This window comes from Streptomyces sp. NPDC044719 (genome assembly GCF_056433405.1).
In genome coordinates this window covers 696,250-714,145 of the sequence record NZ_JBWKHE010000001.1, presented here as the reverse complement: position 1 = coordinate 714,145, position 17,896 = coordinate 696,250, and the positions used below count along the sequence as shown (strand labels likewise).

Sequence of the window (17,896 nt, the reverse complement as noted above, 5' to 3'; positions counted from 1 at the left end):
AGGGGGAGCAAGGGCTTTACTCCTGGGTCAGTTGGTGTCCTGGCGTGATTCCGACCTATCCCCGGACCGGGTTCCGGAACAGGCGGTTGAGCCGACTCACCCATGCCGCACCGGTGAAGAAGTTGTGAAGCGGAATGCCCAGGAGGGGAGCATTCCGGGCGGGAAAGCTGCCCGAAAACTGAAGGCTCGGACAGGCCGGTCCAAGTACCGCGCATCACCGCCCCGTCACCTCGTCATCAGCAGGCGGTTCCGCTCACGGAACGGAAGGGGCGCCCGGCATGATGCCGGGCGCCCCTTCGCGTCTCCTGCTCCTCGTCTACTCCTCGTCCCCCGGCTTGACCGGGTCGAACGGGTCGCCGTCGGTCGGCGGTGTCGTCTCCGGGGCCGTCGGCGGCGTGAAGGTCGGCGGTGACGTCGACGGAGTCGGCGGCGGCGAGCTGCTCGGCTCCTCCGTCGTCGGCGGCGGGGACGACGACGGCTCCTCGGTGGTCGGCTCCTGCGTGGGCTCCTCGGTCTCCGACTGCGTGGGCGTCGGCGTCCACGTCGGCTGGACGGCCGCGCCCTGCTGGGTGTCCAGGTCGAACTTGGTGACGTCACCCATGACGCCGAAGGTGTACGCCGCCCAGATCCGCGCCGGGAAGCCACCGCCGTCGATGCGGGGCTCGCCGAGCGCCTTGTACATCGGGACGTGCTTGTACGGGGGCTTGTCGTCCTCTCCGAACAGCCCGACGGAGGTGACCACGCTGGGCGTGTAACCGGTGAACCAGGCCGACTTGTTGTTGTCGGACGTACCCGTCTTGCCCGCGACCTGCTGGCCGTCGCGCCCCGGGTTGTTGCGCACGGAGGCCTGCGCGGTGCCGTCGTCGACCACGCCGGTCAGCACCGAGGTCACCGAGTCGGCGGCCTCCCTGCTGATGACCTGCTCGCCGACGGGGTCGGGCATGGCGACCGTCTGGTTCCGGTGCTCCACCGACTTCACGACGGCCGGGGTGACCTTCTTGCCGTGGTTGTCGAGGGTGGCGTAGACCCCGGCCATCTGCAGGGGGCTCGCGCCCATACTGCCCAGCGTCTGGGCGGGCACGGCCTCCATGTTCTCGGTGTCCATGCCGAGTTTGCCGGCGACCTTCACCACCTCGGACATCCCGACGTCGACGCCCATCTGCGCGAAGACGGAGTTGACGGACTTGTTCATCGCCGTCTGGACGGAGATCGGCCCGTAGTCCCTGTCGTCCTCGTTCTCGGGGGCGAAGCCGACCTTGCTGCCGTCCTCCATGACCGGGCGCTTGCTCGTGCCGTCGTAGACCGTGCGCGCGTTGATCGGCTCGCCGTCCTGCGTCTTCGCCTGCTCCTCCAGGGCGGCGGCCAGGATGACCGGCTTGAAGGTGGACGCGGGCTGGTAGTCGGTGCGGGTGGCGTTGTTGGTCCAGTGCTTGAAGTAGTCCTGGCCGCCGTACATCGCGACCACGGCGCCCGTCTTCGGGTTCACGGACGCGGCACCGGCCTGGACGTCCGCGTCGACCTTGCGCTTCTTCGGGTCGAGCTTGCTGGTCAACTGCTGCTGGACGGACTTCTCCAGCGCCGCCTGCTTCTTCTTGTCGATGTTGAGCGTGATCGTCCAGCCGCCGGCATTGATCATCCCCTCGGCTTCCTTGCGGCTGCTCGCGGTGCCGTCGGCGACGAGCTGCTTCTTCAGGGTCGCGTTGGCCGCGTTGACCAGGTAGCCCTTCTGGCCCTCCATGCCGGGGGCGGGTTTGGGCTCCTTCGGCACCGGGAACTTCACGGCGTCACGCTCGGACCGGCTCAGCCAGCCCTCCTCGACCATGTTGTTCAGGACGTAGTTCCAGCGCGCCTTGACCAGCTTCTTACCGCCTTCGGAGGCAACCGCCCAGTCGTACTCGCTCGGGGCCTGGAGAAGCGCGGCGAGGTAGGCGCCCTGCGCGACGGTGAGGTCCTCGGCGTCGGTGCGGTAGTAGGCCTGGGCGGCGGCCTGGATGCCGTAGGCGTTGCGGCCGTAGTAACTGGTGTTGATGTAGCCGGCGAGGATGTAGTCCTTGGACTTCTCCCGGTCCAGCTTCAGCGAGATGACCAGTTCCTTCAGCTTGCGCGTGACGGTCTGTTCCTGCGTCAGGTAGTAGTTCTTGACGTACTGCTGGGTGATCGTCGAGCCGCCCTGCGCGCCGCGGCCGGAGAGCGTGTTGAACACACCGCGGGCGGTGCCCTTGAGGTCGACGCCGGCGTCCTTGTAGAAGGTCTTGTTCTCGGCCGCGACGAAGGTCTGCCGGACCTGCTTGGGGACCCTGGACAGGTCGACGACCTCGCGGTTGACCTTGCCGTCGCGGGCCATGATCGAGCCGTCGCTGTACTTGTAGATGTTGCTCTGGCGCTTGGCGTCGGCGTTCCCCTCGGGGATGTCGATCACCATGTACAGCACGATGAAGGCACCCATGCCGAGCAGGCACAGGCCCAGGAAGGTGCCGAGGATCTTCTTCCAGGTGAAGAGCCTGCGTATGCCGCTCTTCCCGGCCGCGGCCGACGAACGGTGGCTCTTGGGTGCCGCCCGGCGCCCACCGCGCTGTCGGGCGCGTCTCTCTTCCGCTCGTCCCATGGGTCCGATCCGCTCCGCTTCGTTCATGTGTGCACTCGCGTCACACAGGTTCGCCGCTCAGGTCAGCTCAGAAAGCTAACACCGGGAGATAAGAGATAGGGCGGCCGATCCGGCCCTTTGCGGGCGTGACAATCAGCACCCATCCCAACGGAACCGACGTTCGAGACACCCGAAGGGTTGCCAGGACGCGATAAAGTGATATCACTTAGATAGACGGACGCTATGCAGGATGGCTCCGCGCGAAGAACGGGGGATTCACCCATGTCCACACACGACACGCAGGTCACCGCAGACGTGCCCGAGATGCCGGCCCCACGCGTACGGGAGTTCACCGCCCACAGCATCGGCGGCGGTCTCGCCCTGCTCCTCGGCCTGCTCGGACTGCTGGCCGGCGCCGGGCTGATCGCGGCCGCCACGGCGGTGGACGGGACCGGCGCCAAGGCCGGCCTGATCATCGGCGGCATCCTGGTCGCGATCGCGGCGTTCCTGGCCATGTGCGGGCTGAACATGGTGGCGCCCGGCGAGGCCCGAGTCGTCCAGCTCTTCGGCCGCTACCGGGGGACGATCCGGCAGGACGGCCTGCGCTGGGTGAACCCGCTCACGTCGCGCACGAAGATCTCGACGCGAGTCCGCAACCACGAGACCGCCGTCCTGAAGGTCAACGACGCCTACGGCAACCCGATCGAGCTCGCCGCGGTCGTGGTCTGGCGGGTCGAGGACACCGCCCAGGCCACCTTCGAGGTGGACGACTACATCGAGTTCGTCTCCACCCAGACCGAGGCGGCCGTGCGGCACATCGCCATCGAGTACCCCTACGACGCGCACGAGGAGGACGGCCTCTCGCTGCGCGGCAACGCCGAGGAGATCACCGAGAAGCTCGCCGTCGAACTGCACGCGCGCGTGGAGGCCGCCGGGGTGCAGATCATCGAGTCGCGCTTCACACACCTCGCGTACGCCCCCGAGATCGCCTCGGCGATGCTCCAGCGGCAGCAGGCCGGCGCGGTCGTCGCGGCCCGGCGGCAGATCGTGGACGGAGCGGTGGGCATGGTCGAGGCCGCGATCGCCCGGATCACCGAGCGGGACATCGTGGAGCTGGACTCCGAACGGAAGGCGGCCATGGTCTCCAACCTCATGGTGGTGCTGTGCGGGGACCGCGCCGCGCAGCCGGTCCTCAACACCGGGTCCCTCTACCAGTGACCGCCCCCTCCGAGGGCCCGGGCCCTCAGCGCCGGCCGCAGCAGCAGCGCAAGCAGGTGCTGCTGCGGCTGGACCCGGCGGTGTACGAGGCGCTCGCGCGGTGGGCCGGGGACGAACTGCGGTCGGCCAACGCGCAGATCGAGTTCCTGCTGCGGAAGGCGCTGGCCGACGCGGGGCGCCTGCCGCGCGAGACCGGACCCATCCCCCGGCGTGGGCGACCGCCGGGGGGCTCCACCCCCGAGCCCCCGTCGGCCTGAACGCCCTCGCCCTCAAGCGCGGACGGCCGGTGGTCACAGAACTGTGACAACCGGCCCCGACCTGCACACCCGCACCGCCCGCCATGAACTGCACACCCGGCGTATACATGCGGCGTATACACGGTGTGTAGAGTGCTCGGCATGTCCATCGGTCACACCCTTTTGGGGCTCCTGGAGTCCGGCCCGCGGCACGGTTACGACCTGAAGCGGGCCTTCGACGAGAAGTTCGGTCACGACCGGCCGCTCCACTACGGCCAGGTCTACTCGACGATGTCCCGCCTGCTGAAGAACGGGCTCGTCGAGGTCGACGGCATCGAGGCGGGCGACGGGCCCGAGCGCAAGCGGTACGCGATCACCGAGGCCGGCATCACCGACGTCGAACGCTGGCTCGCGACGCCGGAGAAGCCGGAGCCCTACCTCCAGTCGACCCTCTACACCAAGGTCGTCCTCGCGCTGCTCACCCACCGCGACGCCGCCGACATCCTCGACACCCAGCGCTCCGAGCACCTGCGCAGCATGCGGATCCTCACCGACCGCAAGCGCAAGGGCGACCTCGCCGACCAGCTCATCTGCGACCACGCCCTGTTCCACCTGGAAGCCGACCTGCGCTGGCTGGAACTGACCGCCGCCCGACTCGACAAACTCCGTGAGGCATTGACCCGATGACGATCCCCGCCGGCTCGCTGCTCACCGCCCAGGACCTGCGCAAGGCGTACGGCCCGACCACCGCGCTCGACGGCGCCGAGTTCTCCATCCACCCCGGCGAGGTCGTCGCCGTGATGGGCCCCTCCGGGTCCGGCAAGTCGACGCTGCTGCACTGCCTCGCCGGGATTGTCACGCCCGACTCCGGGTCGATCACCTACAACGGGCGCGAGGTGACCTCGATGAGTGACGCCGAGCGCAGTGCGCTGCGGCGCTCCGAGTTCGGGTTCGTGTTCCAGTTCGGCCAGCTCGTGCCGGAACTCACCTGCGTGGAGAACGTAGCGCTCCCGCTGCGGCTGAGCGGGTCGTCCCGCAAGGAGGCAGAGCGGACCGCGCTGGCGTGGATGGAGCGTCTCGAGGTCGACGAGCTGCGCAAGAAGCGGCCCGGCGAGGTGTCCGGCGGTCAGGGGCAGCGCGTCGCCGTGGCCCGCTCGCTGGTGACGAACCCGCGCGTGATCTTCGCCGACGAGCCGACCGGCGCGCTGGACTCGCTCAACGGCGAGCGCGTGATGGAACTGCTCACCGAGGCGGCCCGGTCGACCAACGCGGCCGTGGTGCTGGTGACGCACGAGGCGCGGGTGGCGGCCTACTCCGACCGCGAGATCGTCGTACGCGACGGGAAGTCCCGGGACATGGAGCGCGTCGTATGAGCGCACGGCAGTGGGGCCGGGACCTGGCGATGGGAACCCGGTACGCCTTCGCCGGCGGACGCGAGGGATGGACCCGGGCGCTGCTCACGGCCGTGGGCGTCGGGCTCGGCGTGGCGCTGCTGCTGCTCACCACCGCCATCCCGAACGCGCTGGCGGAGCGGGACCGGCGCGAGGAGGCGCGCAGCGACCACACCTTCGGCCAGCAGGAGATACCGAAGGCCGACGACACCCTGATCGTGGTGGACGCGGACACCACGTTCCGCGACCAGGACGTCCGTGGGCGCATGCTGGAGGCGGAGGGCCCGAAGGCCCCGCTGCCCCCGGGCGTCCCTGCGTTCCCGGCGGACGGCGAGATGGTCGTCTCCCCCGCGCTGAAGGAGCTGCTCGCCTCCGACGAGGGGAAGCTGCTGCGGGAACGGCTGGACTACCGGATCACTGGCACCATCGGCGAGCAGGGCCTCGTCGGCTCGCACGAACTCGCCTACTACGCGGGCGGCAAGGGGCTCGCGGAACGGCTCGAGGGCCCCGCCAGCGGGGCCCGGATCGACGGCTTCGGCAACCCGGACCTGGGATCGTCCGACCCCTGGGACCCGGTGCTGCTCCTGCTGGTCCTGGTCGTCTTCGTGGTGCTGCTGATGCCGGTCGCCGTGTTCATCGCCGCGGCCGTGCGGTTCGGCGGCGAGCGGCGCGACCGCAGGCTCGCGGCGCTGCGGCTGGTCGGCTCCGACAGCCGGATGACCCGGCGGATCGCCGCCGGCGAGGCACTCGCCGGCTCCGTGCTGGGACTCGTCCTCGGCACCGGGTTCTTCCTGCTCGGACGCGAACTGGCTGCCTCCTTGGAGGTGTTCGAGGTCAGTGTGTTCCCGAGCTATCTGAACCCGTCGCCCGTGCTGGCCGTCCTGGTCGCGCTGGCGGTGCCGGCGGCCGCGGTGCTGGTGACGATCCTCGCCCTGCGCGGAGTGGTCATCGAGCCGCTCGGCGTAGTGCGCACGGCCAAGCCGGCGCGGCGCCGCTTGTGGTGGCGGCTGCTGCTGCCGCTGGGCGGGCTCGCGATGCTCTTCCCGATGGTCGGACAGGGCCGTGACAGCGGGGACTTCAACCAGTACCTGGTCGTCGGCGGTGTCATGCTGCTGCTGGTCGGCGTGACGGCGCTGCTGCCCTGGATCGTGGAGACGGTCGTGGCACGGCTCGGCTCGGGCGGCATCGCGTGGCAACTGGCCGTGCGCCGACTCCAGTTGAGCAGCGGTGCGGCAGCTCGCATGGTCAACGGCATCGCGGTGGCGGTGGCCGGGGCGATCGCGCTGCAGATGCTGTTCGCCGGAGTGGAGGGCACCTACACCAAGTCGTCCGAGTTCGACGTCTCCCGGGCCCAGATGAGCGTGGACGTGCCGGAGGGCGCCCAAACCTCGTCGGTCGTCGGGAAGTACCGGGACACCGAGGGCGTGGACAAGATCACCGCACTGTCCGACGTCTATCTGCAGGCGCGCGGCGACGAGGACTCCTTCACCCAGGTCACCGTGGCCGACTGCGCGTCGCTGCGCGAGGTGGCCACGCTCCCCTCCTGCCGCGACGGTGACGTCTTCGCCGTCAAGGGCTCGGAGTACGACAGTGCGAGCGACCACCTCTCCGAGCCCGGCACGGCCCTCCAAACGGAGGAGACCGACCGTCCCGGCGACCGGCCGGTCTCCTGGACCGTGCCGCGGGACATCCGGAAGGCCGAGGCACGCGAGGACCCCACCGGGTACGAGCGCGGCGGCATCCTGGTCACCCCCGGCGCGCTTCCCGAGTCCCTCGGTTCGCGCCTCTCCACGGCGCTCTTCCTGAGCCTGGACACCTCCGACCCGGACGCCTACGACCACGTGCGCAACACGGCCGCGCGGCTCGACCCGACGGTCCAGCCGATGACCTGGCACAGCGTCGAGCGCAACGAGCGCTACGCCACCATCCGCACCGGCCTGAACGTCGGCGCCGCGGCCGTGCTGGCGCTGATCGGCGCGAGCCTGCTGGTCTCGCAGCTGGAGCAGTTGCGCGAACGCCGCAAGCTGCTGTCGTCCCTGGTGGCCTTCGGCACCCGGCGGCGCACCCTCGGCCTGTCGGTGCTGTGGCAGACGGCGATCCCGATCGGGCTGGGCCTGCTGCTCGCCGCGACGGTGGGCATGGCCCTGGGCGCGGTCCTGCTGCGGATGACCAGCACGTCGATCCGGGTGGACTGGACGAGCGTGCTGTCGATGACCGGCATCGGCGCGGGCGTCGTCCTGGTGGTGACGCTGCTCAGCCTCCCGCCGCTGCTGAAGCTGATGCGGCCGGACGGTCTGCGCACCGAGTAGGGCTCCGGCCGAACCGTCAGGCGCCCCGGTCCAGCACCCGTACGGGCGCCGACCGGAGCGCCTGACGCAGCGCTTGCGCCAGTTCCTCGTACTCCCCGCCGCGCGCCGCCCCCGTCCGCATCGCCAGCGCGATCCGGCGGGTGGGGGCCGGGTCGGCGAAGTACCCGGTGAGGAGCTGGTCGCTGCGCGAGGTCTCGACCGTGAGGGCGGTGCGCGGCAGCAGCGTGACACCGAGCCCGCCGGCGACGAGCTGCACCAGCGTGGACAGTCCGGCGGCGGTCGTGGTGACCGGCACGTCGTCGCGGCCGGCCTCCCGGCAGATGTCGAGGGCCTGGTCGCGCAGGCAGTGCCCCTCGTCCAGCAGCAGCAGGTTCAGCTCGCGCAGCGCCTGGCGCGGAATGCCCTCGCGCCCGCCGAGCCGGTGGTCGAGCGGGGTGACGAGCACGAAGTCCTCGTCGAACAGCGGCAGTTCCGTCACGCCCGGGACGCCGAGAGGCACCGCGAGCAGCAGCAGATCGAGCCGCCCGCTGGTGAGACCGTCGAGCAGGCTTGCGGTCTGCTCCTCGTGCACCTGGAGGTCGAGGTGCGGATACCGTTCATGGACGAGCCGCAGGACCGTCGGCAGCAGATAGGGCGCCACCGTCGGAATCACCCCGAGCCGCAGCACCCCGGTGAACGGGGCCCGCACCGCCTCGGCCTCCTCCAGCAGAGCGCCCACCTCACCCAGCACCGCCTTGGCCCGTACGGCGATCCGCTCACCCTCGGGTGAGAGCAGCACCTTGCGCGTCGTACGCTCCACGAGCGTCACTCCGAGTGTCTCCTCCAGCGCCGAGACGGCACCCGAGAGGGCGGGCTGGCTCATGCCGATCGCTCCGGCGGCGTCCCGGAAGTGCAGATGCTCGGCCACGGCCGCGAAGGCACGGAGCTGCGCGAGGCTGGGCTGCCTGCGCTTATTACCCACAGTCACTAATAACTACCTCCGATCAACCCGACCGAGTGTAGCTATTTCTGTAATCAATCGACGTTGTGCCAACATCAACACAGTCCAACCCATGGGAAACGCCCGCAATCCGGGTGTTTCTTCGCTGCAAGGAGAGTGTGTGCTCACCGTCGGTGACAAGTTCCCCGAGTTCGATCTGACCGCCTGCGTCTCGCTGGAGAAGGGCGAGGAGTTCCAGCAGATCAACCACAAGACCTACGAGGGTCAGTGGAAGGTCATCTTCGCCTGGCCCAAGGACTTCACCTTCGTGTGCCCGACCGAGATCGCCGCCTTCGGCAAGCTGAACGAGGAGTTCGCCGACCGCGACGCGCAGGTCCTCGGCTTCTCCGGTGACTCCGAGTTCGTCCACCACGCCTGGCGCAAGGACCACGACGACCTGCGTGACCTGCCGTTCCCGATGATGGCCGACTCCAAGCACGAGCTCATGCGCGACCTCGGCATCGAGGGCGAGGACGGCTTCGCCAAGCGCGCGGTGTTCATCGTGGACCAGAACAACGAGATCCAGTTCTCGATGGTGACCGCGGGTTCGGTCGGCCGTAACCCGAAGGAGGTCCTGCGGGTCCTCGACGCCCTGCAGACCGACGAGCTCTGCCCCTGCAACTGGAGCAAGGGCGACGAGACGCTCGACCCCGTCGCGCTGCTGTCCGGGGAGTGATCTGAGATGTCCCTCGACAACCTGAAGTCCGCGATACCGGACTACGCCAAGGACCTGAAGCTCAACCTGGGCTCGGTCATCGGCAACTCCGACCTGCCGGCCCAGCAACTGTGGGGCACGGTGCTGGCCACGGCCATCGCCTCGCGCTCCCCGATCGTGCTGCGCGAGCTGGAGCCGGAGGCGAAGGCGAACCTGTCGCCGGAGGCCTACACGGCGGCGAAGGCAGCGGCCGCGGTGATGGCGATGAACAACGTCTTCTACCGCACGCGTCACCTCCTCTCGGACCACGAGTACGGCACCCTGCGCGCGGGCCTGCGGATGAACGTCATCGGCAACCCGGGCGTCGACAAGGCCGACTTCGAGCTCTGGTCCTTCGCGGTCTCCGCCATCAACGGCTGCGGCATGTGCCTCGACTCCCACGAGCAGGTCCTGCGCAAGGCCGGTATCGACCGCGACGTCATCCAGGAGTCCTTCAAGATCGCGTCCGTCATTCAGGCGGTCGGTGTGACGCTGGACGCCGAGGCGGTCCTCGCGGAGTAACTCCCGTCCGCGGCCTGTGAACCGCAGGGCCCCGTCCCCTGGGCATGGTGGACGGGGCCCTGTTTCATGTCCTGGGGCTACTCCGTCGGCGGGTCCGGGGCAGCCGGCTCGGCACTCACCGCCGTGGCGCCCCGCGGCCGTACCGAATGCCGCAGCGCCGATTCCCTTGAATACGACCGCAGATACCCGGCCACCGTGTTCGTCACCGCGACCAGCGGCACGGCGACCACCGCACCGCCGATCCCGGCCACCATCCCCCCGCACGCGACGGACAGCACCACCGCGAGCGGATGCACCCGCACCGCCCGCCCGAGGATGAACGGCTGCAGGATGTGGCCCTCGATCTGCTGCACCGCGAGCACCACCACCAGCGTCATGACCGCCGTGAACACCCCCTGGGTGACCAGCGCGACCACCACGGCCAGCGCCCCGGACACCACCGCACCCACCAGCGGGATGAACGCGAACAGGAAGATGAACACCGCCAGCGGCACGGCCATCGGCACATCGAGGAAGTAGATCCCCAGCCCGATGAAGATCGCGTCGATCAGCGCGACGATCACCGTGCCCCGCACATACGCCGTCAGCGTCCGCCACGCCGCCGGCCCGGCCCCGGCCACTCCCGGCCGCGCGGCCGCCGGAACCAGCTTCAGCGTCCACTCCCAGATCCGCTTGCCGTCGTAGAGCAGGAACAGGGTGGAGAAGACCGCCAGCAGGATCCCGGTCAGCGCCTCGACGACGACCGTCACGCCCTCCAGGCCCGCCGAGGTGATCGCGTCGGTGTTCGCGCCGACCGCCTCACGCAGGTTCTTGGCGATCTCGTTGATCTGCTTGTCCGTGACGTGGAAGGGGCTGTTCAGCAGCCAGTTCCGCAACTCGTCGATGCCGTCCTGGATCTGGCCCGAGAGATCGTCGATGTTCTCCATGACCTGCCAGGTCACGAACCAGCCGATCAGGCCCATGATGACGAAGCCGAGGATCGCGGTCAGCGCGGTGGCCGGCCCGCGCGGCACTCCGAGCCGCCGCAGCCGCCCCACGGTCGGATGGAGCAGCGCGGTGATCAGCAGCGCGCTCACGAACGCCAGCACCACCAACTGGACGGCGCTGATGACCCGCATCAGCACCCACAGGCTGCCCGCGAGGATGAGCAGCCGCCAGGCGGCCTCCGCCGCGACCCGCACCCCCCACGGCACGGCCAGCGCGGGATCGGGCCGGGCGGGAACGTCGGGCGCGTAGTCCGGGGGCGGCGGAACGTACTCCTCGGACCCGGTCCGGGACTCGGCGTCGCCGCGCTCCCGTTCGGCCTCGGCGCGGCGCTCGTTCCACTGCTCGCTCATCTCGGTCAGTCCGGCGCCGAGCCGGCCGAGCCACCCTGGCACTCGCGACATGATCCGACCGTACATGGCGCGAGCCCCACACCGTACGACGGTGTGGGGCTCGCGCAAGGACGACAGCGGCCGAAGGCCGGGTGGCTCAGTACCAGTTGTTGGCCTGCCAGAACGACCAGGCGTCACACGGGCTGCCGTAGCGGTCGTTCATGTAGCCGAGGCCCCACTTGATCTGGGTGGCCGGGTTGGTCCGCCAGTCGGCGCCGGCGGACGACATCTTGGTGCCGGGCAGTGCCTGGAACATGCCGTAGGCCCCGGAGGAGGGGTTGACGGCCTTGTAGTTCCAGTCGGACTCGTGGTCCACGATGTTGCTGAAGCACTGGAACTGACCGGAGGGCACGATCTGCCGCGCCATCGCCTGGATCTGCGCGATCGTGTAGGAGCTCGAGACAGGGATGTCCGAGATGTCCTTGGAACGGCTGGCGGCCTTCTTGGCCTCCTCGCGCTCCTTGGCCTCTTCCGCCGCCTTCTCGGCGGCCTCCTTCTTCGCGATCGCCGTCTCGGCGGCGGCCTTGCGGGCGGCCTCCTCGGCGTCCTTCTTCGCGCTCACATCGGCGGCGATGGCCTGTACGTCGGCCTGCTGCGTCAGCGACGCGGTCTGCACCTGGGCCTGCTGACCCGAGGGGATGTCCGCGAGCAACGTGGTGCCGTTTGCCGTCGCTTCGGCGTCGTTGTTCTGCGCGGTGCTGCCCGAGGCAACACCGACGACGCTTCCAACAGCGGTGACCGCCGTGGCCGAAGCCACTGCGAATCCCCGGACCGAGATCCGGCTCACACGGTTTCCTTCCAGCATCGCCCGCTTCGGTGACCCTCGCGGACGCAATCGTGCCCCTGACACTGGCCTCCCCAACTACGGGTCACGGGAGGCACGGGCCCGGTGGGCAACTCCCTCGGGAGGGAGTGCCGCGTGGTGCGCGGGCGGCATACGACATCGCTATGCAGTTGGTGCTGATGCTTTTGTGGTGCCGTACCGCTGGGGGTACAGGTGTGTCGTATGCGGGGCCTGACAGGAGTGAGACTCTGCCGTAACACGGCGGGGCAAGGCAATTCTGTGTTGGGTGTGAAAGCTCACATCCCGTTTGGCCCAGGAGATTCACGGAAACTGTGACGCGCGAAGGCGCCGCCCGGCTAGGCTCTTCGCCTTTTCGGACGGCGCCAACTACTGCGTAACCACCACCGCTTGGGGCAGGGCGGTCAGATCTGCCCGTCTTCGAGCATTTCGGTCACAAGGGCAGCGATCTGGGACCTCTCGGACCGGTTCAGGGTCACGTGCGCGAAGAGCGGATGCCCCTTCAGCTTCTCGACGACGGCGACGACACCGTCGTACCGGCCGACCCTGAGGTTGTCCCGCTGGGCCACGTCATGGGTGAGAACCACCCGCGAATTGGCCCCGATCCGGGACAGAACGGTAAGAAGCACATTCCTTTCCAGTGACTGCGCCTCGTCCACGATCACGAACGCGTCGTGCAGCGAGCGGCCCCGGATGTGGGTGAGGGGCAGGACCTCCAGCATCCCGCGCGCGGTGACCTCCTCGATGACCTCCCGGCTGGTGACCGCCGACAGCGTGTCGAACACGGCCTGCGCCCAGGGGCTCATCTTCTCCGCCTCGGAGCCGGGCAGATAGCCGAGCTCCTGCCCGCCCACCGCGTACAGCGGACGGAAGACCATCACCTTCTGGTGCTGACGGCGCTCCAGCACCGCCTCCAGGCCCGCGCACAGCGCCAGCGCCGACTTGCCGGTGCCGGCCCGGCCGCCCATCGACACGATCCCGACGTCCGGGTCGAGCAGCAGATCCAGCGCGATGCGCTGCTCGGCGCTGCGGCCCTTGATGCCGAACGCCTCACGATCCCCGCGTACGACACGGATGTTGCCCTCGGGTGTGACCCGGCCGAGCGCCTTGCCGCGCTCCGACTGGATGGTCAGGCCCGTGTGCACCGGGAGATCGGCGGCCTCGGGGACGTAGACGTGCCCCTCCTCGAAGAGGATGTCCACCTGCTCGCCCGGCAGGGTCAGTTCGGACATTCCGGTCCAGCCGGAGGAGTCCGTGATGGCGAGTTCCGCGCGGTACTCCTCGGCGAGGAGACCCACGGACGACGCCTTGATCCTGAGCGGGAGGTCCTTGGACACGACGGTGACGTCGAACCCCTCGGCCTGCAGGTTGCGGGCGACCGCGAGGATGCGGGAGTCGTTGTCCCCCAGGCGGTAGCCGCTGGGCAGCACGCTGGGGTCCGAGTGGTTGAGCTCGACACGGACGGTCCCGCCGAGGTCCCCGGTCGGAATCGGGGAATCAAGGCGGCCATGACGGATCCGGTAGTCGTCGAGCAGACGCAGGGCCTGCCGGGCGAAGTAGCCGAGCTCGGGATGATGCCTCTTGGCCTCCAGTTCCGTCACCACGACGATGGGGAGCACGACCTCGTGCTCGTCGAAGCGGCTCAGGGCGTTGGGGTCGGCCAGCAGAACGCTGGTGTCGAGGACATAGGTGCGCCGGTCTGGCTTGTGGCGCTTTGTGCTGGTCACCACGGAAGGACGTACCCCCTCGGATGAGGTCGGGGAGCGACGGAGTGGAAGCTGGACCGGGAGGGGTGGGAAAAATCCCGACCGGTCGTCGGCCGCCCTGCGCGGGCCGAGAACCGGCCCTCCCGCCTCTTCATCCGTGCTGTGACCGCACGATCGGGCTGGTGCAAAGGGCCTCCCGGGCGGACGGCCCCGTGCCGTCCGCTGAGATCCGACACCCGTGGTTCGGGCGTCGACCTGACTGGCTTATGCCCTCGAACGAGCCGCGCCATGCCACGGCATATGACGGCGAGCCGGTGAACTCCGTGTTACGTGCGTCTGCGGAGGGGTACCGGGAAGCGTTGCGACGTGCGGTGACCGCGGTGCCGGGCGGGCGCCGGGCAACGTACGGCCTCCCGCGAAAGTTCGGTGTTGAACGGTTCAGCCGCCGAAACGCCGGTGGCGGGCGGCGTAGTCACGCATGGCGCGCAGGAAGTCGACCTTGCGGAAAGCCGGCCAGAACACGTCGCAGAAGTAGTACTCGGAGTGCGCGGTCTGCCAGAGCATGAATCCGGACAGCCGCTGCTCGCCGCTGGTGCGGATCACCAGGTCGGGGTCGGGCTGGTCACTCGTGTAGAGGTGACGCCCGATCATGTCGGTGTCGACGGCCTCGGCGAGCTCCTCCATCGAGGTGCCCTTCTCCTGGGCGTCGAGCAGCATCGAGCGCACGGCGTAGGCGATCTCCTGGCGGCCGCCGTAGCCGATGGCGACGTTGACCAGTATCCCGTCGACGTGCGCGGTGGTCTCCTCGGCCTCCTTCAGGACCGTCTGCATCCCGGAGGGCAGCAGGTCGGGAGTGCCCACGTGGTGCACGCGCCAGCGGCCGTCGGCGGCCAGGGTGCGCACGACGTCCTCGATGATGCCGAGCAGCGGCCCGAGCTCCTCCTGCGGCCGGTCGAAGTTGTCCGTGGACAGCAGCCAGAGGGTCACGACCTCGACGTCGGTCTCACTGCACCAGCCGAGGAACTCCTCGATCTTTCCGGCACCGGCCCGGTGACCGTCGACGGTGCTGGAACCGGCGGCCTTCGCCCAGCGTCGGTTGCCGTCCATGATGACGCCGATGTGCTTGGGCACCTGAGCGTGGTCCAGGTGGCCTTCCACCCGGCGTGCGTACAGCCTGACCAGCAGGCCACGCAGCTTGTCGCGCAGGTTCACGTGATTGTCAGCCCCTCCGTAAGGATCGGACAGGCCGCGATGTGCGGCCCGGTCGTGGCCGCGGGCGGTCCCTGCCCGTGTGGCAGTCCCCGGAGGCGAAGCCTACCCCCGCCGCGTCCCCGGGCCGCCAACGGGTGCGGAGCGAAGGATTCCGGCCCCTGTTCCGGCCTGCCCCCGCACAGAAAAAAATCGGGCCGGTCCGTGGGGGGGAGACGGACCGGCCCGAGGGGGGGTTTCCACCATAACCCTTCGTAAGTGATGCTGCGTGCATCGGCGTGCCACAACTACTCTCCGGAGCCACCCGACGACGGGGCGATGCCCGCGGAAGCCCTCGCTCATGGCTTGTTCTTGACTGAAACACGGCCGATAGGCAGCGAAATCGGGCACCCTCGGGCAGGGTCCGGGGGATTTGACGCACCTTGAGGCCCGCTCGGCGAGTTGTCCCCGGCGTCCCTCCGACGGGTGACCCGGCTGCGAACGCCCGCTTGACCCCGGAGCGGCCTCGCCGCCGCCTCAACAGGGAGGCCCTGGCACCGCGCAGCCCCCTCCACTGCGCGGTACCGCCCGCGCAGCTTTGCTGACGCGAATTACCTTGGTCTGAACTTACGCGGGCGGTGGCACCGAAGGCGAGCCGCAGGCGATAACGATGTGAAAGACCTCGGCGGAAGTTGCGCAAGTGGAGTGAGTGGAAGGAGTGACTCATCTGCGGCGGCCCAAGAGGACAGCTTCTGTCCTCATTCGCACCTAACGTCGCCCCATGACGACGACCGTGAGGATCACATGGGACGCCGCGAACGCACGGCGGGCGGAGCGGCAGTTCCTGGCCAGGCCGGCCGGGAGCGGCACACCGGTCGCCGAGGTGGTCGGCAGGATGGCCGGCGCGCACGCGCAGGTGCTGTCCGCGGCCGAGGTGTCGGTGGGAGTGCGGACGGCCGGGCTGACACGAGCGGACGTACGGACGGCACTGTGGGACGACCGGTCCCTGATCAAGACGTACGGTCCGCGCGGCACGGTACATCTGCTTCCGGCGCGTGAACTCCCCCTCTGGTCGGCCGCCCTGACGGCGGTTCCGACCGGGCCGAGCCCGTTCCCGCCCGACGTACGGCTCACCGAGGAACAGGCCGGCCAGGTCGTGACGGCGATCGGCGACGCGCTCGACGGCAGGTACCTGACGCTCGACGAGCTGACCGAGGAGATCGTCACCCGGACGGGCCCGTGGGCCGGTGACCGGGTGATGCCGGCGTTCCAGGACCTGTGGCCGCGCTGGCGGCAGGTGATGCACCGGGCGGGCTGGGCGGGAACGCTGTGCTTCGGCCCGAACCGCGGTCGCAAGGCGACGTACACGCGCCCGCCGCGCGTGGGGGCCGTGGGCGGTGCGGGGTCCGTGAGCGGTGAAACGGGGTCCGTGGGCGGTGCGGGGTCCGTGGCTGATGCTCTGGGCACCTTCGTACGCCGTTATCTGCACGCCTACGGACCGGCCACCCCGCAGCACTTCGCGAAGTGGCTCGCGGCACCGCCCGGCTGGGCCACGACCCTGTTCGCAGAGCTGGCCGCCGCGGGCCGTATCGAGGAGGTCGACTTCGAGGGGACACCGGCGTGGGTGGCGGCGGGCGACACCGACTTCCCGGACGGGCCCGCGCGGGGTGTGCGGCTGCTCCCCTACTTCGACGCGTACGTCATCGCCGGGCAGCCCCGCGAGCGGCTGTTCCCCGGGGAGGCGTACCGGCGCGCCCTCGCGGGCGGCCAGGCGGGCAACTATCCGGTGCTGCTCATCGACGGTGTGGCGGCGGGGGTGTGGCACCAGCGGCGCCGGGGCCGTCGCACGACCGTCACGGTCGAACCGCTCGGCCGTCTGACGGCACGGCAGGAACGGGAACTGGGCGAGCAGGCGGAGCGGGTGGGTGAGGTGCTGGAGGCTACGGCGGAGTTGGTGGTGGGGGAGGTGGGGGTGGGGCCGCATGCGTGATCAGGAGTGGCGGGGAGAGGGTGAGTCCGGCTTGCGGGCGTCGAAGAGGTGGCGGGTGCTGTGGGCGACGAAGGGCCCTTCGGCCTGGATCCGCTCGTGCAGCGCGCGGAGCTGCGGCTCGTACGCCTCGACGGTGAAGCCGGGAACCATCCAGACGACCTTGCGCAGGAAGTGCACGACCGCGGCGATGTCGTGGAACTCCATCCGCAGCCGCTCGGCCCGCAGCTCGACGACGTCGAGCCCGGCGGCCTCGGCGTCGGCACGCTCACGGTCGGGGTGGCGCCCGCCGCGCACGTCGTCCGGCTGGGGCCCGAGGAAGTACTCGACGAGCTCGAAGACGCTGGCCGGCCCGACGTGCTGGGCGAAATAGGTCCCTCCGGGCTGGAGGACCCGGGCGATCTCCTCCCAGTGCGGGCGGACGGGATGCCGGCTCACGACCAGGTCGAAGGCGCCGTCGGCGAAGGGCAGCGGGGCGTCCTCGGGTGCGGCGACGACCGCTACGCCGCGCGGCCGGAGCAGGGCGGTCGCCTTGGCGACGTTGGGCGGCCAGCCCTCGGTGGCGACGGTGAGCGCGGGCTGCTTCGGAGCCGTACGGGCGAGGGCGAAGTCCAGGACCTCCCCGCCCCCGGTCTGGATGTCGAGCACGGCACTCGCCCGCTCCAGCCGCCCGGCCATCGACGTCGCGTACCCCCAGGACGGCCGCGCTTCGGTGGCCCGCCCCTCGAACCAGGAGAAGTCCCAGCCTTCCGTGGGGACGGAGGCTCCCTCGGCGACGAGGTCCTCGAAGGTGCGGTGCGGGTTCGAGTCCGGGTCGGGGTTCGGGTTCGGGTCGGGGTTCGGGTTCGGGTCTGGGAGGACGAGCACGACATGCTCGTCCTCCCCGTACCGGACGGTGCCGGTC

Annotated in this window: 15 protein-coding genes; 8 read left to right on the top strand and 7 right to left on the bottom strand. The window is 69.7% G+C overall.

Annotation, left to right across the window (positions count from 1 at the left end):
- Window positions 1–316 precede the first annotated feature (316 nt).
- The gene (locus tag AC07DF_RS03390; RefSeq protein ID WP_478966460.1) at window positions 317–2,605 is read right to left on the bottom strand and encodes a transglycosylase domain-containing protein; all 2,289 of its coding nucleotides are present in this window, start codon (window positions 2,603–2,605) and stop codon (window positions 317–319) included.
- 261 nt (window positions 2,606–2,866) lie between these two features.
- Between AC07DF_RS03390 and AC07DF_RS03385 the strand changes: the two genes are divergently transcribed.
- The 5 genes from AC07DF_RS03385 (at window position 2,867) to AC07DF_RS03365 (ending at window position 7,738) form a co-directional block, all read left to right on the top strand.
- The gene (locus AC07DF_RS03385; protein WP_478966458.1) at window positions 2,867–3,802 is read left to right on the top strand and encodes an SPFH domain-containing protein; all 936 of its coding nucleotides are present in this window, start codon (window positions 2,867–2,869) and stop codon (window positions 3,800–3,802) included.
- Window positions 3,799–4,059, top strand: coding sequence for a type II toxin-antitoxin system antitoxin (locus tag AC07DF_RS03380; RefSeq protein ID WP_478966456.1), 261 nt, complete (start codon window positions 3,799–3,801; stop codon window positions 4,057–4,059). The genes AC07DF_RS03385 and AC07DF_RS03380 overlap by 4 nt, the downstream gene beginning before the upstream one ends.
- Window positions 4,060–4,200: 141 nt before the next feature.
- A complete protein-coding gene (locus AC07DF_RS03375; protein ID WP_478966454.1) occupies window positions 4,201–4,725 on the top strand; it encodes a PadR family transcriptional regulator in 525 nt (174 codons plus the stop codon).
- Entirely contained in the window at window positions 4,722–5,411 is a 690-nt protein-coding gene (locus AC07DF_RS03370; protein WP_478966452.1) for an ABC transporter ATP-binding protein, read from the top strand. The genes AC07DF_RS03375 and AC07DF_RS03370 overlap by 4 nt, the downstream gene beginning before the upstream one ends.
- A complete protein-coding gene (locus tag AC07DF_RS03365; protein WP_478966450.1) occupies window positions 5,408–7,738 on the top strand; it encodes an ABC transporter permease in 2,331 nt (776 codons plus the stop codon). The genes AC07DF_RS03370 and AC07DF_RS03365 overlap by 4 nt, the downstream gene beginning before the upstream one ends.
- Before the next feature lie 16 nt (window positions 7,739–7,754).
- Here the strand turns inward: AC07DF_RS03365 and AC07DF_RS03360 are convergent, their stop codons facing one another.
- Window positions 7,755–8,705 (bottom strand): LysR substrate-binding domain-containing protein, encoded by a 951-nt coding sequence (locus AC07DF_RS03360; RefSeq protein ID WP_478966448.1) that lies wholly within the window; start codon window positions 8,703–8,705, stop codon window positions 7,755–7,757.
- Between the two features lie 133 nt (window positions 8,706–8,838).
- On the opposite strand from AC07DF_RS03360, the gene AC07DF_RS03355 reads away from it, so the two are divergent.
- Together AC07DF_RS03355 and AC07DF_RS03350 are read left to right on the top strand one after the other, a co-directional pair.
- Window positions 8,839–9,393 (top strand): peroxiredoxin, encoded by a 555-nt coding sequence (locus tag AC07DF_RS03355; protein WP_390993657.1) that lies wholly within the window; start codon window positions 8,839–8,841, stop codon window positions 9,391–9,393.
- A gap of 6 nt (window positions 9,394–9,399) precedes the next feature.
- Complete coding sequence (locus AC07DF_RS03350) at window positions 9,400–9,933, top strand: alkyl hydroperoxide reductase (RefSeq protein WP_382590113.1); 534 nt, start codon at window positions 9,400–9,402, stop codon at window positions 9,931–9,933.
- A 77-nt stretch (window positions 9,934–10,010) separates the two neighbouring features.
- On the opposite strand, the gene AC07DF_RS03345 is transcribed toward AC07DF_RS03350, so the two are convergent.
- The 4 genes from AC07DF_RS03345 to AC07DF_RS03330 form a co-directional block, all read right to left on the bottom strand.
- Complete coding sequence (locus tag AC07DF_RS03345; protein WP_478966445.1) at window positions 10,011–11,321, bottom strand: AI-2E family transporter; 1,311 nt, start codon at window positions 11,319–11,321, stop codon at window positions 10,011–10,013.
- Between the two features lie 85 nt (window positions 11,322–11,406).
- On the bottom strand, window positions 11,407–12,096 hold the full coding sequence (locus tag AC07DF_RS03340; RefSeq protein WP_478966443.1) for an aggregation-promoting factor C-terminal-like domain-containing protein: 690 nt from the start codon (window positions 12,094–12,096) through the stop codon (window positions 11,407–11,409).
- A gap of 419 nt (window positions 12,097–12,515) precedes the next feature.
- Window positions 12,516–13,841, bottom strand: coding sequence for a PhoH family protein (locus AC07DF_RS03335; RefSeq protein ID WP_399026465.1), 1,326 nt, complete (start codon window positions 13,839–13,841; stop codon window positions 12,516–12,518).
- Between the two features lie 414 nt (window positions 13,842–14,255).
- Window positions 14,256–15,029 carry an isoprenyl transferase gene (locus AC07DF_RS03330; protein WP_391099613.1) on the bottom strand — a complete coding sequence of 258 codons (774 nt, stop codon included), beginning with the start codon at window positions 15,027–15,029 and terminating at the stop codon, window positions 14,256–14,258.
- A 757-nt stretch (window positions 15,030–15,786) separates the two neighbouring features.
- On the opposite strand from AC07DF_RS03330, the gene AC07DF_RS03325 reads away from it, so the two are divergent.
- The gene (locus AC07DF_RS03325; protein ID WP_478966440.1) at window positions 15,787–16,995 is read left to right on the top strand and encodes a winged helix DNA-binding domain-containing protein; all 1,209 of its coding nucleotides are present in this window, start codon (window positions 15,787–15,789) and stop codon (window positions 16,993–16,995) included.
- On the opposite strand, the gene AC07DF_RS03320 is transcribed toward AC07DF_RS03325, so the two are convergent.
- The gene (locus AC07DF_RS03320; protein WP_478967579.1) at window positions 16,996–17,859 is read right to left on the bottom strand and encodes a class I SAM-dependent methyltransferase; all 864 of its coding nucleotides are present in this window, start codon (window positions 17,857–17,859) and stop codon (window positions 16,996–16,998) included. It lies immediately after the preceding gene.
- Window positions 17,860–17,896: the final 37 nt, after the last annotated feature.